The 16,483-nt window shown below is 76.1% G+C and carries 13 protein-coding genes; 7 read left to right on the forward strand and 6 right to left on the reverse strand.

Annotated features, from left to right (window positions below; translation table 11 throughout):
- Positions 1-13 precede the first annotated feature (13 nt).
- Positions 14-2,809, reverse strand: a complete 2,796-nt coding sequence (locus AB0F68_RS24820; protein ID WP_357342321.1) for an FAD-binding and (Fe-S)-binding domain-containing protein — start codon at positions 2,807-2,809, stop codon at positions 14-16.
- Between the two features lie 186 nt (positions 2,810-2,995).
- Here AB0F68_RS24820 and AB0F68_RS24825 point away from each other — a divergent pair, with 186 nt between their 5' ends.
- The 6 genes from AB0F68_RS24825 (at position 2,996) to AB0F68_RS24850 (ending at position 10,571) form a co-directional block, all read left to right on the forward strand.
- Positions 2,996-3,856 carry a S1 family peptidase gene (locus AB0F68_RS24825; protein WP_357342323.1) on the forward strand — a complete coding sequence of 287 codons (861 nt, stop codon included), beginning with the start codon at positions 2,996-2,998 and terminating at the stop codon, positions 3,854-3,856.
- Between the two features lie 242 nt (positions 3,857-4,098).
- Complete coding sequence (gene lanKC, locus AB0F68_RS24830; protein WP_357342325.1) at positions 4,099-6,684, forward strand: class III lanthionine synthetase LanKC; 2,586 nt, start codon at positions 4,099-4,101, stop codon at positions 6,682-6,684.
- A gap of 73 nt (positions 6,685-6,757) precedes the next feature.
- Complete coding sequence (locus tag AB0F68_RS24835) at positions 6,758-6,877, forward strand: SapB/AmfS family lanthipeptide (protein ID WP_088974649.1); 120 nt, start codon at positions 6,758-6,760, stop codon at positions 6,875-6,877.
- Between the two features lie 62 nt (positions 6,878-6,939).
- A complete protein-coding gene (locus tag AB0F68_RS24840) occupies positions 6,940-7,059 on the forward strand; it encodes a SapB/AmfS family lanthipeptide (protein ID WP_357272928.1) in 120 nt (39 codons plus the stop codon).
- A 63-nt stretch (positions 7,060-7,122) separates the two neighbouring features.
- Positions 7,123-8,790, forward strand: coding sequence for an ABC transporter ATP-binding protein (locus AB0F68_RS24845; protein WP_357342327.1), 1,668 nt, complete (start codon positions 7,123-7,125; stop codon positions 8,788-8,790).
- Positions 8,787-10,571: an ABC transporter ATP-binding protein gene (locus tag AB0F68_RS24850; protein WP_357342329.1), complete on the forward strand. Its 1,785-nt coding sequence runs from the start codon at positions 8,787-8,789 to the stop codon at positions 10,569-10,571. Before AB0F68_RS24845 ends, AB0F68_RS24850 begins: the two co-directional genes overlap by 4 nt.
- On the opposite strand, the gene AB0F68_RS24855 is transcribed toward AB0F68_RS24850, so the two are convergent.
- The 5 genes from AB0F68_RS24855 to AB0F68_RS24875 all read right to left on the reverse strand — a co-directional run bounded on the left by AB0F68_RS24855 (position 10,501) and on the right by AB0F68_RS24875 (position 14,983).
- Positions 10,501-11,109, reverse strand: coding sequence for a response regulator transcription factor (locus AB0F68_RS24855; RefSeq protein ID WP_357342331.1), 609 nt, complete (start codon positions 11,107-11,109; stop codon positions 10,501-10,503). The two genes, AB0F68_RS24850 and AB0F68_RS24855, sit on opposite strands and share 71 nt — an antisense overlap.
- Positions 11,110-11,224: 115 nt before the next feature.
- Entirely contained in the window at positions 11,225-11,872 is a 648-nt protein-coding gene (locus AB0F68_RS24860; protein ID WP_357342333.1) for a response regulator transcription factor, read from the reverse strand.
- A gap of 202 nt (positions 11,873-12,074) precedes the next feature.
- A complete protein-coding gene (locus AB0F68_RS24865) occupies positions 12,075-13,172 on the reverse strand; it encodes a hypothetical protein (protein WP_357342340.1) in 1,098 nt (365 codons plus the stop codon).
- 55 nt (positions 13,173-13,227) lie between these two features.
- Entirely contained in the window at positions 13,228-14,001 is a 774-nt protein-coding gene (locus AB0F68_RS24870; protein WP_357342342.1) for a nucleotidyltransferase domain-containing protein, read from the reverse strand.
- Positions 14,002-14,044: 43 nt separating this feature from the next.
- The gene (locus AB0F68_RS24875; protein ID WP_357342344.1) at positions 14,045-14,983 is read right to left on the reverse strand and encodes a diacylglycerol kinase family protein; all 939 of its coding nucleotides are present in this window, start codon (positions 14,981-14,983) and stop codon (positions 14,045-14,047) included.
- 154 nt (positions 14,984-15,137) lie between these two features.
- Here AB0F68_RS24875 and AB0F68_RS24880 point away from each other — a divergent pair, with 154 nt between their 5' ends.
- Positions 15,138-16,376, forward strand: coding sequence for a hypothetical protein (locus AB0F68_RS24880; protein ID WP_357342347.1), 1,239 nt, complete (start codon positions 15,138-15,140; stop codon positions 16,374-16,376).
- Positions 16,377-16,483 lie beyond the last annotated feature (107 nt).

The following is a 16,483-nucleotide window of genomic DNA, read 5'->3' on the forward strand; positions in this document are numbered from 1 at the left end:
CTACCCGCCGCCGTCAGGCCGTCGCGTCGGCCAGCAGTTCGAGCAGGTGGCGGTACGGCTGCCCGGTGGCCCGGGCCAGCCCGATCTCGCAGGTGCGGTTCACCGAGGCGTACCCGTCGAAGGAGCCGGCGGCGACTGCGGCGGCCTCGGCGCCGGTGGCCGACGCGGTCAGCTCGGGATGCAGCAGGCCCCGGTCGCCGGCGAAGCCGCAGCACTGCCAGCCCTCGGGCACCACCACCTCGTCGGCGACGGCGCGGGCCACGGCGAGCAGCGCGTCGTCCAGCCTGAGCCGGGTGGACGAGCAGGTCGGGTGCAGCGCGAGGGAGCCGAGCCGGCGGCGCACGGCGAGCCGGGGCAGCAGTTCGGTGGCCGCGTACCCGACGGCGTCGACCACCCGCAGGTCGCCGGCCCCGGCGAGCAGCTTGGCGAAGCCCTCGGTGCAGGAGGCGGCGTCGCTGACCACCGGCAGCGCACCGTCGCGGCTGGCCGCCCGCAGCGCCGGCGGCACCCGGTCGCGCACGGACTGGTATCCGGCGGTGAGGCCCTTCGAGGACCAGGGCGTGCCGCAGCACATGGCGGCCACCCCGTCGGGCACGAGCAGGCGGACGCCGGCCCGGTCGGCGAGGGTGAGCAGGGCGGCGGCCACGCCGGAGCCGCCCTCGGCCGGCGCGAACAGGGTGCCGAGGCAGGACGGGACGAAGACGGCGTCCGGCTCGTCGACCGGGCGGGGGTGCCGCGGCCGGCCGCCCCGGGGCAGGTCGCGCCGCCACTGCGGGACCCGTTCGGCGCCGAGGACGGCGCGGGCGGCCCGGGTGGCCGCCTCGGGCAGCGCGGGCGGAAGCGCGCCGGCCAGGTCTAGCCCGCGGGCCATGCCCCGGGTGGTGGCGCCCCAGCGGCGCGCGGCGCCCCGCCAGCCGGCCTGCGCGACCCCGCCGTTGCGCTCGGTCCGCAGCCGCTTCACCAGGTCACCGGTGTTGATCAGTACCGGGCAGGCGGTGGCGCACATGCCGTCCACCGCGCAGGTGTCCACCGCGTCGTAGTCGTAGGCGTCCTCCAGCTCGCGGACGAGGGACGGGTCGCCGGCGGCGCGGGCGGCGGCGATCTCCCGGCGCAGCACGATCCGCTGCCGGGGCGTGGTGGTCAGGTCGCGGCTCGGGCAGACCGGCTCGCAGTAGCCGCACTCGACGCAGCGGTCCACCTCCTCCTCCACGGTCGGCACGGTCTTCAGGTGCCGCATGTGGATCTCCGGGTCGTCGCTGAGCAGCACGCCCGGGTTGAGCACGCCGTCCGGGTCGCAGAGCGTCTTCACCTCGCGCATCACCGCGTACAGCTCGTCGCCGAACTGGCGGCGCACGTACGGGGCCATCACCCGGCCGGTGCCGTGCTCGGCCTTGAGCGTGCCGCCGTGGCCGAGGACCAGGTCGACCATCTCCTCGGTGAAGTCGGCGTAGCGCGCCGGGGCCGCGCCGGCGGCGAACCGCTCGTTGAGCATGAAGTGCAGGTTGCCGTCCTTGGCGTGGCCGAAGATGACGCTCTCCTCGTACCGGTGCCGGTCGAAGAGGTCGGCGAGCGCCGCGCAGGTGTCGGCGAGGGCCTCGACCGGGACGGCGATGTCCTCCAGCAGCGCCGTGGTGCCGGACGGGCGGGCGCCGGCCACCGCGGCGTACAGGCCCTTGCGGATGTGCCAGAGCGCGGCGCGGGCGGCGGCCTCGCCGCTGAGCCGGGCCGGGGTGGTGAGCGGCAGGTCGGCGAGCACCGGCCGGGCGGCGGCCACCCGGGCGGCGACCGCCTCCGGGTCGGACTCCTGCCACTCGACCAGCAGCGCCGCGTGCTCGCGGACCGGCAGGCCGCGCAGCGCGACGTCCGCCTGCGGGTCCCGTTGCGCGACCCGCAGGGCGGCCGCGTCGAGCAGCTCGATCGCCGCCGGCGCGGCGGCCACCAGCGCCGGCATGGCGGCCATCGCCGCGCCCAGCGTGTCGAAGACCAGCAGGCCGGTCGCGGCGTGCCGGTGCACGGGTACGGTGCGGAAGGTCGCCGCCGCCACGAAGGCGAGGGTGCCCTCGCTGCCCACCACCAGCCGGGTGAGCAGCTCGACGGGGTCGTCGTGGTCGAGGAAGGCGTTCACCCCGTACCCCATGGTGTTCTTCATGGCGTACTGGGCGCGGATCCGGCGCACCGAGTCGGGGTTGCCGCGCACCCGGTCGCGCAGCCGCAGCAGGCCGGCGTGCAGCTCCGGTTCGGTGGCGCGCAGCCGGGCGTCGGCGTCCGGGGCGCCGGTGTCGAGCACGGTGCCGCTGGGCAGCACCAGCAGCAGCGACTCCAGCGTGCGGTAGGTGTTGAACTCGTTGCCGCAGGTCATCCCGCTGGAGTTGTTGGCGACCACGCCGCCGACCGTGCAGGCGGACTCGCTCGCCGGGTCCGGGCCGAGCTTGCGGCCGTACGGGGCGAGCCGCGCGTTGACCTGCCGCAGCACCACCCCGGGCTGCACCCGCACCCGCCGGCCCGAGTCGAGGACGTCGAGGTCGCGGAAGTGCCGTCGGGTGTCGACGAGCAGCCGGTCGGTGACCGCCTGGCCGCTGAGGCTGGTGCCGCCGGAGCGGAAGGTCAGCGGGGTGCCGGTGCGGCGGCTGTGCCGCAGCAGGGCGGCGACCTGGTCGGCGTCGGCCGGGGTGACCACCGCGCTCGGGTGCAACAGGTAGTGCGACGCGTCGTGGGCCAGCTTGAGCCGGTCCGCGGCCCGGGTGGTGACCCCGCCGGGCACCACCGCCTCCAGTCCGGCCCGGGCGTCCCCGCTCAGCTCCACCATCATCGCCGCACCTCCCCCGCCCCACCCTAGTCAGGACCGGACGACGCGCCGCCGACCCCTTGCCCTGGCATCGACCCGGGTGGATACTCGCCGCTACAGCGTTCGCCGAGGTCACACCCCGAACCGACCCCGGCGGCACGGCATGGACGCCGACGCAACCGGCGGCCTTCACTGTCCGAGGAGAAGACCGTGAGAATCCGCCGAAGCCGACTCACCCCCCTGCTCGCCGCGACGGTCGGCCTGGTGGCCGCCGGCGCCTTCGCCGTTCCGGGCGCCGCCTCGGCCGCCGCCCCGAGCTTCACCGCCGACCAACTGGCCCGGGTGGACGCCGCCGTCGCCGCGTCCGGCGTGCAGGGCATCGCCTGGCGCGTGGACTCGGCCTCCGGCCGTGTGGTGGTGACCGCCGACGACAGCGTCTCCGCCTCCGAGGTCGCCACGGTCAAGAAGAGCGCCGGCGCCGCGGCGGGCGCGATCCGGGTCGACCGGGCCCGGGGCACCTTCCGCCCGCTGCTGTCCGCCGGCAACGCCATCTACGGCGGCGGCTACCGCTGCTCGCTCGGCTTCAACGTGGTGAAGTCGAACGTCTACTACTTCCTCACGGCCGGGCACTGCGGCAACGTGGCCAAGACCTGGTACACCGACTCCGGCCTCAAGACGCTGATCGGGCCGACCATCAGCTCCAGCTTCCCCGGCAACGACTACGCCCTGGTGCGCTACGACAACGCCTCACTCAGCCACCCGGGCGGCTACACCGCCGCGAACGCGTTCGTCGGTGAGGCGGTCAAGCGCACCGGCTCGACCACCGGCACCCACAGCGGCACGGTGACCGCGTTGAACGTGACCGTCCGCTACCAGGGCGGCGGCACGGTCAAGGGCATGATCCAGACCACCGTCTGCGCCGAGCCGGGCGACTCCGGCGGCCCGCTCTACGACGGCACCAAGGCGCTGGGCATCACCTCCGGCGGCAGCGGTGACTGCCGCAGCGGCGGCACCACCTTCTTCCAGCCGGTCACCGAGGCGGCGAGCGCCTACGGCGTGACCGTCTACTGAGCCACCCGCCGGCCGTCGGCCGGCACCGGGAGACCCGCACCGGCCGCGCGCCGGTGCGGGTCTTCGCACGTCCGGCCGGAGTACGCCGCACTGGTGGCACGGTATTCGCGACTTCAAACTCCGCCGTTGTCACGAATTCGGGGTGTGAAAATCACGCGCCGGTCATGACTCATCACACTTTGCTCCCACCTCCGCCGTCCGCAGGATTGACCTCACCCGATCAGCCGGTGGAGGCAGACGACATGGACGAACGGTACGACTCGTACTGCGCGGTCGATCCGCTGTTCTACGACTCGCTCGCCAGTTCCGATGTCGAGGCTCCCGGCTACCTCGCGGACCGCCCGCCGGCGCCCGGCTGGGAGTGCGAGGCCAAGGACGACTGGCTGATCCACGCGCCGGTCGGCGGTTCCCTCCCGCCCCAGGGCTGGAAGATCCACGTGTCGGCCCGGCTGGACAACGCCGAGCGGGTGCTTGCCCGGGTGATGGACTACTGCCAGCCCCGCGACATCCCGTTCAAGCACCTGCACGGTCCGCGGATGCTGCTCATGCGCAACAGCAAGTACGCCCGCCGGGCGGCCAGCGGCAAGTTCATCACCGTCTACCCGCGCGACGACGCGGAACTGGAGCTGACCGCCAAGGAGCTGGCCGCGCTGCTGGACGGCGAGACCGGGCCGTACATCCTGAGCGACCTGCGCTACGGCGACGGCCCGGTCTACCTGCGCTACGGCGGTTTCGCCGCCCGGTACTGCCTCTCGCCGGAGGGCCAGGTGGTGCCGGCCATCGAGGACGCCACCGGCACCCTGGTGCCGGACCGGCGCGACCCGGTCTTCCACGTGCCCGACTGGGTCACCCTGCCCGACTTCCTCGCCCCGCACCTGGCCGCCCGGAACGCCGCCACCACCACCGACCTGCCCTACCGGATCGAGAAGGTCATCCACTTCTCCAACGGCGGCGGTCTCTACGAGGCCCGCGACAGCCGCACCGGGGACCGGGTGGTGCTGAAGGAGGCCCGCCCGCACGCCGGGCTGGACGCCACCGGCGCGGACGCGGTGACCCGCCTGCGCCGGGAGGCCGAGGTGCTGCGCCGACTCGCCGACGTGCCGCACCTGGTGCGGGTGCACGACGAGTTCGGCTTCGGCGGGCACGAGTTCCTGGCGCTGACGTTCGTCGCGGGCCGGCCGCTGAACCAGTTGGTGGTGGAGCGCTACCCGCTGGTCCACCTCGACGCCGACCGGGACGCGTACACCCGGTGGGCTCTCGACCTCCACCGGCAGGTCGCCGAGGCGGTGGAGGCCATTCACGCCCACGGCGTGGTCTACGGCGACCTGCACATGTTCAACATCATGGTCGGCGACGACGGTGCCGTCACGCTGGTCGACTTCGAGGTCGCGACCCCCGCCGCGGCGGCCGCCCGGCCGGCGCTGCGCAACCAGGCCTTCGCCGCGCCCCGCGACCGGACCGGCTTCGACGTGGACCGGTACGCCCTGGCCTGCCTGCGGCTGGCCCTGTTCCTGCCGCTGACCGCGATGCTCCGGCTGGCGCCGGAGAAGGCGGCCCACCTGGCCGAGGTGGTGGCGGAACAGTTCCCCGTCCCCCGGGACCTGCTCGACGAGGCGGTCGCCGTGATCCTCGGCGAGACCGAGACCGAGACCGGGAGCGGGCACCGCCCCGGACACCCGGACGCGACAACGATCGACCCGGACGACTGGCCGGCGCTGCGGGACCGGCTCGCCGCCGCGATCACCGCGAGCGCCACCCCGCACCGCGACGACCGCCTCTTCCCCGGCGACATCCGGCAGTTCGCCGCCGCCGACGGCGGGCTGAACCTGGCCCACGGCGCGGCCGGGGTGCTCTGGGCGCTGCACGTCAGCGGCGCCGGCACCGACCCCGGGCACGAGCGATGGCTGATCGACCGGGTACGGGAACCGGCCTCAGGCAGCCGGCTCGGCTTCTACGACGGGCTGCACGGCGTCGCGTACGTGCTGGAACTGCTCGGGCACCGCGCCGAGGCGCTGCGGCTGCTGGAGCGCTGCCTCGACGAGCCGTGGACCGAGCTCGGCGACGACCTGACGAGCGGCCTGTCCGGGGTCGCGCTCAACCTGGCCCACTTCGCCGGGCTCACCGGCGACCGGCGGTACGCCGACGCGGCCCGGCGGGCGGTCGACCTGGTCGTCGGCCGGCTCGGCGACGTCGAATCGGTCGCCGAGGTCAGCGGTGGCCGGCACCCGTACGCGGGGCTGTTCCGGGGCGGCGCCGGCGTGGCATTGATGCTGCTGCGGATGTACGAACTGGACCACGACCGGAGCCTGCTCGACCACGCCGCGACCGCGCTGCGGCAAGACCTGCGCCGGTGCGTGCGGCGCGACGCCGGCCACCTCGAGGTCAACGAGGGCTGGCGGACCATGCCCTACCTCGCCGAGGGCAGCGTGGGCATCGGCCTGGTGCTCGACCAGTACCTGCGCCACCGCCCCGACGAGGACCTGCGCACCGCCGCCGAGGCCGTCCGCCGCTGCGCCGACTTCCCGTTCTACGCCCAGTCCGGGCTGTTCGCCGGCCGCGCCGGGATCGTGACCTACCTGGCCGAGCGGGGTGAGTTCGAACCCGCTCGCCGGCAGGCCCGGCTGCTGAGCTGGCACGCGCTGCCGTACCGGGGGGCGACCGCCTTCCCCGGCGACCAGCTGCTGCGGCTCTCCATGGACCTGGCCACCGGCACCGCCGGCGTGCTGCACGCCCTGGCGGCGACCCGGCCGGCGAGCCCCGGCCTGCCGTTCCTGGCGCCACTGCCCGGCGCCGCGCCCGCGCGGCCCACCCCACCGGCCGGCGACTGACCGGCCCACCCAGCTCCCCGGGGGTCACTCCGGGGCGGTCCGACCCGACGCGTACGGAAGGAGGTGAAACGACATGGCCCTGCTCGATCTCCAGGGGATGGAGCTGCCGGCCGCCGAGCGTACCGGCGGGGGCAGCCAGGCCAGCCTGCTGCTCTGCGGCGACAGCTCGCTGAGCGTCACCACCTGCAAGTGACCCGGCCGTCGACCGCGACGACCACGACCCGACACAACCGTCACGACAGAAGGAGGAGGATCATGGCTCTGCTCGACCTCCAGGCGATGGAACTGCCGACCACCGAGAACTACGGCGGCGGCAGCCAGGCCAGCCTGCTGCTCTGCGGCGACAGCTCGCTGAGCATCACCACCTGCAACTGACGATCGGTTCGCCTGGCCCCGGGCCGGCTCACGCCGGTCCGGGGCCGCGCCCGTGGAGGTGCCATGACCCCGGCCGACCGGCTCCTGTGGCGGGCCGTCGGGTCCGCCGGCTGGTGGACCCCGGTGCTGGCCCTGGCCACCGTGGCCGGGGCGGCGGCCGAACTGGCACTGCCCGCGGCGCTGGGCCGGGCGGTCGACGCCGCCGTCGGCGCCACCGCCGGGGAGTCCGCCGGCCGCTGGCTCGCCGCGGTGGGTGGCCTGGTCGTGCTGCTGGTCGGCGCGGGCGTGGTGCGGGACTACGGCACCGGCGCGGCGAGCGCGCGGTCCGTCGCCGGCCTGCGCCACACGTTGATCCGGCACATCCTCGCCCTCGATCCCCGCACCGCGGCCCGCCACCCGGTCGGTGACCTGGTCGGCCGCCTGGTGGGCCAGGTGGCCGACGCCGGGCAGGCGGCCCCGACCATCGTGCTGGCCGGCACCGTGCTGCTGCCGCCGGTGGGCAGCCTGGTGGCCCTCACCATGATCGATCCGTGGCTCGGCGCGACCTTCGTCGTCGGGCTGGTGCTGCTCGGCGTGCTGCTGCGCGGGTTCGTCGCCGACGCGTCCGCCGCGGTCGCCGGTTACCAGCGGGCCCAGGGGCACCTGGCCGGGCTCATGGTGGAGGCGCTGGCCGGGGCGCGGACCATCGCCGCGGCCGGGACCACCGGGCGGGAGGTCGACCGGGTCCTGGCCCCGGTCGCCGAGCTGCGGCGGCACGGTACCCGGACGTGGACCGTGCTGGCCGGGGCGGCGACCCGGGGCGCCGTGCTCAGCCCGATGCTGCAACTGGCTGTCGTCACCGTGGGCGGGCTCTCCCTGGCCGCCGGGCGGCTGACGCCGGGAGACCTGCTGGCCGCCCTCCAGTACGCCGCGCTCGGCGCCGGCCTGGGCACCGTGGTCAGCGCCCTCAACAAGGCCGTCCGGGTACGCGCCGGCTGTCGTCGCGCGGCCGAGGTGCTCACCGAACCGGCCCGCCGGTACGGCGACCGCACCCTGCCGCCCGGCCCCGGCTGCCTGGAACTGCGCGGGGTCAGCGTGCGGGCCGACGACGGCCGGCCGCTGCTCGACGGGGTCGACCTGCGGGTGCCGGGCGGCGCGCTGCTCGCCGTCGTCGGCCCGTCCGGCGCCGGCAAGTCGCTGCTCGCCGCCGTCGCCGGCCGGCTGCGCGACCCCGACGCCGGGGAGGTGCGGCTGGACGGGACACCGCTGCCCGAACTGTCGGCGGCGGCGCTGCACGCGGCGGTCGGCTACGGGTTCGAACGGCCCGTGCTGGTCGGCGAGACGGTGGGCGCCGCGGTCGGCTGCGGAGCCGACCCGGTGCCGCTCGCCCGGGCCGCCGCCATCCACGACTTCGTCGAGCGGCTGCCCGACCGGTACGGCACGCCGTTGGCCGAGGTCGCCATGTCGGGCGGGGAACGCCAGCGACTCGGCCTCGCCCGCGCGCTGCGGGCCGAGCGGCTGCTCATCCTCGACGACGCCACGTCCAGCCTGGACACGGTGACCGAGTACCGGGTGAGCCGGGCGCTGACCGACCGGGCGGACCCGCGTACCCGGGTGGTGGTGAGCCACCGGGTCGGCACCGCCGCCCGGGCCGACCTGGTGGCCTGGGTGGCGGGCGGGCGGATCCGCGCGGTCGGTCCGCACGCCGTGCTGTGGGACGACCCCGGCTACCGGGCGGTGTTCCGGTCGTGACCACGGTCGGTGCGGTGACCCGGGCCGCGCTGCGGGCGCGGCGGGCCGCGCTCGCGCGGCTGGCGGCCTGGTCGGCGGCCGAGGCGCTGCCGGCGGCGCTGGCCGGGCTGCTGACCGCGCGGGCCGTGGACGCCGGTTTCCTGGCCGGGCGCCCGGCGGTCGGGCTGCTCTGGCTGGGGCTGCTCGCGGCCGCCGTGCTCGTCGGCGCCGTGGGCACCAACCGGGCGTACGCGAGCCTCGGCGACGTGGTCGAACCGTTCCGTGACGACCTGCTGCGCCGGGTGGTGGCCGGCGCGCTGGCCGGCGCGACGGACGGCCGGGTCGACGACGCGGCGGTGGGGCGCCTGACCCATCAGGTGGAGATCGTCCGGGACACGTGGGCCGGCCTGCTGACGGTGGTCCGCGGCTTCCTCTTCGCCGCCTGCGCCGCGATCGTCGGGCTGTTCTCCCTGGCCGCCCCGGTCGCCCTGCTCGTCACCGTGCCGGTGCTGGCCGGTCTCGGCCTGTTCGCGGCGGCTGTGCCGGCGATGATCGCCCGCCAGCGGGAGTACGTGCTCGCCGACGAACGCCTCACCCGGGTCGCGGTCACCGCGATCGCCGGCCACCGCGACGTCTCGGTCAGCGGCGCGCGGGACCAGGTCACGCGGTGGCTGGGCCGGCACGTCGACGCCCAGGCGCAAGTGGAGCGGCGGCTGGCCACCATGGCCGTCACCCGTGGCCTGAGCCTCGCCGTCGGCGGCTGGCTGCCGGTCCCCGTGGTCGTGCTCGCCACCCCCTGGCTGGTCCGGCAGGGCCTCGGGCCGGGCGCGGTGCTGGGCGCCCTGGTCTACGTCGTCCGCGGGGTGCAACCCGCGCTGCACACCCTCGTGCAGGGGGTGGCCGCCGGAGGGCTGCGGTTCACCGTCACCCTGGACCGGCTGCTGCGCACCGGCGCCCCGAGGTCCGGGCAGGCCCCACCGGCCGGCGGGGCGCGGCCCGCGCGACCGGGCCCGCCGGCGCTGTCCCTGCGCGGCGTGACGTTCCGGTACGGGCCGCACGCCGACCCGGTGCTCGACGGCTTCGACCTCGACGTGCCCGACGGCGACCACTTGGTGGTGGTGGGTGCCAGCGGTATCGGCAAGTCCACCCTGGCCGCGTTGATCGCCGGGGTGCTGCGCCCGCAATCCGGCACGGTCGAGGTGGGCGGCACGCCGGTGGCCGGTGCGACGGCCGCCGACCTGGCGCGGCGCCGGGTGCTGATCCCGCAGGAGGCCTACGTCTTCACCGGCAGCGTCCGGGACAACCTCCGCTACCTGCGGCCCGACCTGGCGGACCCGGCGATCGTCCGGGCGGCGGCCCGGCTGGGCCTGTCCGGGCTGGTGGACCGGCTCGGCGGCCTGGACGCGACGCTGCGCCCGGCCGGCCTGTCCGCCGGGGAGCGTCAGCAACTGGCCCTGCTGCGCGCCTGGCTCTCGCCGGCGCCCCTGGTGATCCTCGACGAGGCCACCTGCCACCTCGACCCCGCCGGCGAGGCGCGGCTGGAGACCGCGTTCGCCGAGCGGGCCGGCACGCTCGTGGTGATCGCGCACCGGGTCAGTTCGGCGCTGCGCGCCCGCCGGGTGCTGCTGCTCGACGGCCACCACGCGCTGCTCGACAGCCACCGGGGGCTGCTGGGCCGTTCGACCGCCTACCGGGAGCTGGTGGGCTACTGGGAGGGCGGGGCGGAGCCGGTCAGATCCATCCCGACTCCCGGGCGATCCGCACCGCTTCCAACCGGGTCCGCGCGCCGGTCTTGGCCATGACCCGGGACAGGTGGTTGCGCACCGTCCCCGCCGAGACCGCCAGCTTCTCGGCGATCTCCCGGACCGGATGTCCCTCGGCCGCCACGTCGAGCACCTCCCGCTCGCGGAGGGTCAGCGGGTTGTCGGTGACCTCCAACGCCGCGACCACCAGGTCCGGATCGAGCACCACCTGGCCGCGGGCGAGCAGCCGTACGCCCTCGGCGATCCGCTGCGGGGGCACGTCCCGGCTGAGGAAGCCGACCCGTCGGCCGTGCTCGGCGAGCATCGGACGGACCCGGGCGGCGCGCCGCTGTTCGACCAGGACCAGCAGCCGCCCGCCGCCGTCGGGGTGGGCTGCGGCGATCCGGGCGAGCTGGTGCAGGGGGACGAGGTCGGCGTCGACGACGGCGACGTCCGGGCGGTCGTCCCGCAGGGCGTCACGCAACGCGTGCGCCGTGGCCGCCTCGCCGACGACGTCTATGTCGTCCTCCGCGGCCAGCAGATGGGCGAGGGCTCCCCGGACCAGTCGACCCTTGAGCGCGAGCAGCGTGCGGACCATGGCGACTCCCGGACATGATTCCCCGATCTTGACCTGCCGTGCGCGCCTGATGACGCACCGTCAGGAACTTAATCGAAGGTGACCGTTGTGCAACACCCCTGTGATCCGCGTGTCGTCAGATCCAACAGGCGTCCCTGGCCCGCTCGACCGCCTCCCAGCGGTTCCGCGCGCCGGTCTTGCGCAACAGGCTGGACACGTGGTTGCGCACGGTGCCCGGTGCGAGGTGGAGCAGCTTCGCGATCTCCCCGGTCCGCAACCCCTTCGCCGCCGCCGCGGCCACCTCGCGCTCCCGTTCGCTGAGCGGGTTCACCGCGGCGTCGAGGGCGGCGAGCGCCGTCATCGGGTCGATCATCCGCTGCCCGCCGGCGACCGCCCGCAACAGCTCGACCAGCTCCTCCGGCGGCACGTCCGTGGCGACCACCCCGCGAACCCGCGCGCCGAGGGCCCGGCGCAGCGCTCGGGGGGTGCGGCAGGCGGTCAGCACGACCACGGCACACCCGTCGGCACCCGGTCCGGTGAGCACAGCGGGATCGTCCACCGCGTCGAGGTCCACCAGCAGCAGGTCCGGACGGCAGGCGGCGAGCATCGCCGGCACGCCCCGAGCGGGCTCGGTCTCACCGACCACCTCGAAGTCCGGCGTGGCGGCGAGGACCGCGACCACGACGGTCCGCAGCAGGCCCGGTTCCGCGACCAACGCGACCCGCACCGGCCGCGCGCGGCCCGGGTCCGGAGCGGACCCCACCTGATCCCGTACGTCGCTCACCCGGACACCTTGCCCCGAAACGCCGGCCGACAGTCGACTTCCTCGGGAGTATCCCGCAGTGCGGGCTCCCGCGCGCCCGGGAAAGGCGAGCGTCGGGTCTCCATCGGAGGAACGCCCTGAGTGGACGTTCCGGTCTGGACGGCCAGGCAGGCCGACCGGACGTCGTCAGCCGGTCGTTGACGAACGATCGGCCTCGCTCGCGTCAGCCCTGCCGCAGCGCGGGCATCGGCACCGGCACGGCGAGCGCGGTCGCTCCGGCGCCCGCGCCGCCCTCGCAGGTGTTCGGCGGCACGGTGCCGATGCCCCGGGTGGACGGTCGCTCCGCCGCCCAGAACATGAAGCCCAGCATGCCGGCCGTGCTGCCCGCGCCGTGCGGCGCGACGCTCTGCACGTACGGGGCGGCGGCCTTCTGCACCGAGTTCGCGTAGTTGACGCACTCGGGCAGCGGCTTGCCGCCGTAGGCCAGGTAGACCGCTCCGGTGAACTTGGCCGGGGCGAGCGGGGGCACCGGCGGGCTGTACTGCGGCTTGCCGTCGACGTGCTCCTGCCAGTCCGCCTGAGCGGTGCTGGCCGAGGCGGGCCGGGCGGTGACCATGGCGTTGGCGTAGTCGAGCACCGGGGCGTCGGTGCGCAGCCAGTCGGCGGTGGCCTTGCGGTTGAGGTCGATCAGCCAGCGGTCGCCGGCGGCCACGTCGATGGTGAGCCGGGCCGGCGTGCGCGCGCCGGTGGCGTCGTAGGGGTGGACCGCCCGGTAGGCGTCGATGAAGGACTGGAGGCCGGCCAGGTTCGGGCCGGTGTTCTGCTCGTAGTCGATCTCGATGCCGACGCCGAGCCGGCTGGCCACCGCTGCGGCCCGCTGCCCGAGCAGGGTGGGGTTCTCGGCGAGCGCGGCGTCCCAGTCGTCGGTGTAGGTGATGCCACCGATGGAGAGCATCACCCGGATGCCGCGGCTCGTGAAGTACTGCACGATCTCGCTGGTCATGCCCCGCGGCACCCCGTCGAGGGTGGTGGCGTCGGTGGTCTGGCGCAGCAGGTCGAGCGGGTTGACGAAGCTCAGCACCACGAGGTTGACCGAGGGACGGCCGTCGCCGCGGTCGATCAGCCAGTGGTTCTGGCTGTCGAACTGGGCGACCGTGCGGGCCGTGCCCCAGGTGCAGAAGTCGTCGCCGCAGTGCCAGGCGCCGTAGACCTGGACCGGAGTGGCCGCCAGCGGCGTGGGCGCGGGCGGCGGCGCGGCGACGGCCGGGCCGGTCGTGGCGAGGACGAGCAGGAATGCGGCCAGGAGTACCGAGCGTCGCATGGGGACCTCCCCGACTGTTCAGTACGCCTTGTTTACAGTAGGGCGACGACCCGCGTCAATGCACTGCGGCAATCCGGTCCAGCACCCGTTGCTGGAAGGCGCGGGCCTCGGGGCCGGCCGGCGGCGGCCCACCCCGGCGGGCCGCGATCGACCGGCGGATCAGCTCGGCGTCCGGGTCGTCGGCCGCGAGCCGCCGTCCGGCGTCCACCTTGCCCAGCCAGACGCCGTCCCGGCAGCGGACCAGGGCGCGGCAGGCGCCGAGCACCGCGTCCTCGGCACCGGGGGCGGGGGCGTCGCCGGGCGGGGTGGGCAGCGCCAGCCACCAGCGCAGCGCCTCGACCAGCAACCACCGCAGGTCGGCCGGCCCCGGGTCGGCGAAGACCTCGGCGGCGGGCGGGCCGAGCAGGGCCAGCCCGGACTGGCGCAGGATGCTGCGGTCCAGCGCGTACCAGAACCGCCCGTCGGCGGCGGGCCGGTCGGCCGGGTCGTAGGTGGCCCGGAACGGCATGGTGGCCCCGGTGTTCAGCTCGACCTCGAAGCCCGGCTCGGGGCGGCCGGAGCCGGCCACGTCCCGCCGGTAGACCACCAGCTCCAGGCCGCGCGCCGGGCAGGGCAGCGCCTCGTGCCGCAGCTGGTCCACGAGCGCCCGCTTCGCCGCTGCGGCGACCGGCCGGGCGACCACCACGGCCACGTCCACGTCGCTGCGTCCCGGCTGGTACGCCCCCAGCCCCACCGAGCCGGCCGCGTACGCGCCGACGAGGTCGTCGCCGAGCACCGCCCGGGCCCGCTCGACCAGCTCGCCGAGGTAGCGGCGCACGTCGTCGTCCATGGCCGCATCCTGCCGCTCCGGTTCGCGGCGACGCCGGCCGGGGTCACTCCAGCGGCTGGTCGGGGCAGCAGACGGTCAGCGCGCGGGGAACCACCTTCACCTTCAGCCGCTTCGCCGTGCCCCGTGCGCCCCCGTCCAGCTCGTAGGTGTTCGGCTCGGCGAACCGGACGCTCACCTTCCGCCCCCGGGTGATCCGGACGAAGGGCGACTCGTCGGACCGGCCGGCGGCCATCCGGCCCAGCGTGCGGGCCCAGTCCACGGCGCCGCTGGCGGTGGAGACGCCGATCTCCAACGCGCCGTCGTCGGGGCGGGCGTCGTCAAAGGCGGGGATGCCGCCGGTGATGGTGCCGACGTTGCCGAAGAGCACGCAGCTCGCCTCGCCGTCGAACCAGTCGGCGCCGTCGACCCTGATCCGGGTGCGTACGCACTCGCCGCGGACGTGCCGCAGCCCGGTCCAGACGTACGCGATCCGGCCGAGCCGGCCCTTGAGCTTGCGGTCGGCGTCGCGGATCAGGTCGCCGTCGAACCCGGCGCCGGCCATCACCGCGAAGTGGTCCCCGTTGAGCCGGCCCAGGTCCAGCTCGCGGCGGCGGCCGTACAGGGCGATCCGGAGCGCCGCGGGCAGGTCGGCGGGGATGCCCAGGTTGGTGGCGAAGAGGTTCGCGGTGCCGGCGGGCAGGATGCCCATCGGCACGTCCGACCCGGCGAGGGTGTCGGCGCACCGCTGCACCATGCCGTCGCCACCCCAGACCAGGACCAGCTCGGCGCCCTTGTCCAGCGCCCGGCGCACCTTCTTCGCCGCCTTGCGGCTCTTCGGCACCTCGTACCAGAGAAGCCGGCCGACCCCGGCGGCGACCAGGCCGGCGCGCAGCTCGTCGAGACCGCCGCCGAACGTCTTCTTCCGGTGGGCGACGACCGCGACCACGCCGGCCGGCGGAGCGGGGGCGTCGGTGCCGGGACGGTCGGCCGTGCTCGTGCTCATGGCCCCGGTGGTACCCCACCGCCGGATTTTCCACGCCTGCCGGCGCCGCGACGCGCCCGAATCCGGTCGGCGGCATGCTGTGATCAATCGACTTCGTTCGGTACAGTACGGGCGTTGATCGCCGGCGCTGGCCGGGGATCGGAGGGGTGCCGGGATGACTCGACGCGGCGGGCGGCTGACGCGGGTCGCGCTGCGCGTCGGTCTGCTGCTCGGCGGGGTCGCCGTGGCCTGGGGCGCGCACGAGGTCGCCGGCGGCACCGCCGCCCACGCCGCCGAGCGCCCGCCCGCCGCTCCGCTCACCGCCGCCGTCGACCTGCTCACCGACGTGCTGAACCCGGTCCTCGGCGCGGTGACGCCGCCCCCCTCGTCCGACGGCGCCGGCGCCCTTCCGCCCGAGGCCGCCACCCCGCCCGCCCCGAGCGAGCCGGCCGTCCCGCCCCGGGAGCGGCCCCGCCCCAAACCCGACCAGCGAGCCGTCACCCGCCCGGACGACCGGCGCGCCGCTCGGGCCGCCCGGCCCGGCTCGACGCGCGCCGACGGGCGCCGACCGGCCCACCCGGGGCGCGACCGCGCCACGCCGGCGCGGCCGGCAGCACGACCCGGCCCCGCCGACGGGCCCGACACCGTCGTCGCGCCGGTGCGCGACCGGGTGCTCGCGCCGGTGACGCACGGCCTCCGCCCGGTCACCGACCCGCTGCGTGACGGGCTGCTCGCCCCCGTCGCCGGCGCCCTCGCGCCGGTCACCGAGCCGGTCGGCGCCGGGCTGCTCACCCCGGTGGCCGGCGCGCTCGCCCCGGTCACCAGGCCGGTCGCCCCGGCGCTCTCCCCCGTGTGGCGCGGCCTGAAGCCGGTGCGCGAGCCGCTGGATCCCGTGCTGACGCCGCTCACGCCGGTGACCGACCTGCTGGACCCACCCGCCGCTCCGGTGCCCACGCCGCCGCCCGCGACGCCCCCACCGACCACCCCGCCCGGCACCCCGCCCGGCAGCCCGCCCCGCGCCGACACCGGTGGCCCGGCGCCGCACGGGCCCGCCGGTGGCGCCAACGCCGCCGGGGCCCCGACCACCGCCGAAGGAACGATCCTCCAGCCCGGCCCGCACCGGGCGGCCCTGAATCGGCCGTCGGAGTCCACCACCGCGTCGTCGCCGTCGCCGGCCGGCACCGAGCGGCCGCGTCCGGTCCGGTCCGACCGGACGGACCGGGCCCCCGTCCCGGCCACGCCGGTCTCGTCGGGCAGCGGCGCGGCCGGGTCGGCCGGCGGCGCCCCCGGCGAGGCCGCGGTCAGCGGGGCCGCCACCTGGGCCCCACCGGCGCTGAGCGGCCGCCACCACCGCCCGGCCGACGGTCCGGCGCCGGTGTCCCGCACGCCCCGCCCGGGCACCCGGCCCGCCTGACCGGCCCGCGGTAGCGGACTGCCGCACCGCGCCCCGGCTCCCTCCAGCGAGTAGTTGCACGGCCGCTCGCGGCCGGCGCCGCCGACGACCACCCCGGCGCCCTCCAC

The sequence above is a fragment of the Micromonospora sp. NPDC023966 genome (genome assembly GCF_040639095.1).
Taxonomy (GTDB): domain Bacteria; phylum Actinomycetota; class Actinomycetes; order Mycobacteriales; family Micromonosporaceae; genus Micromonospora.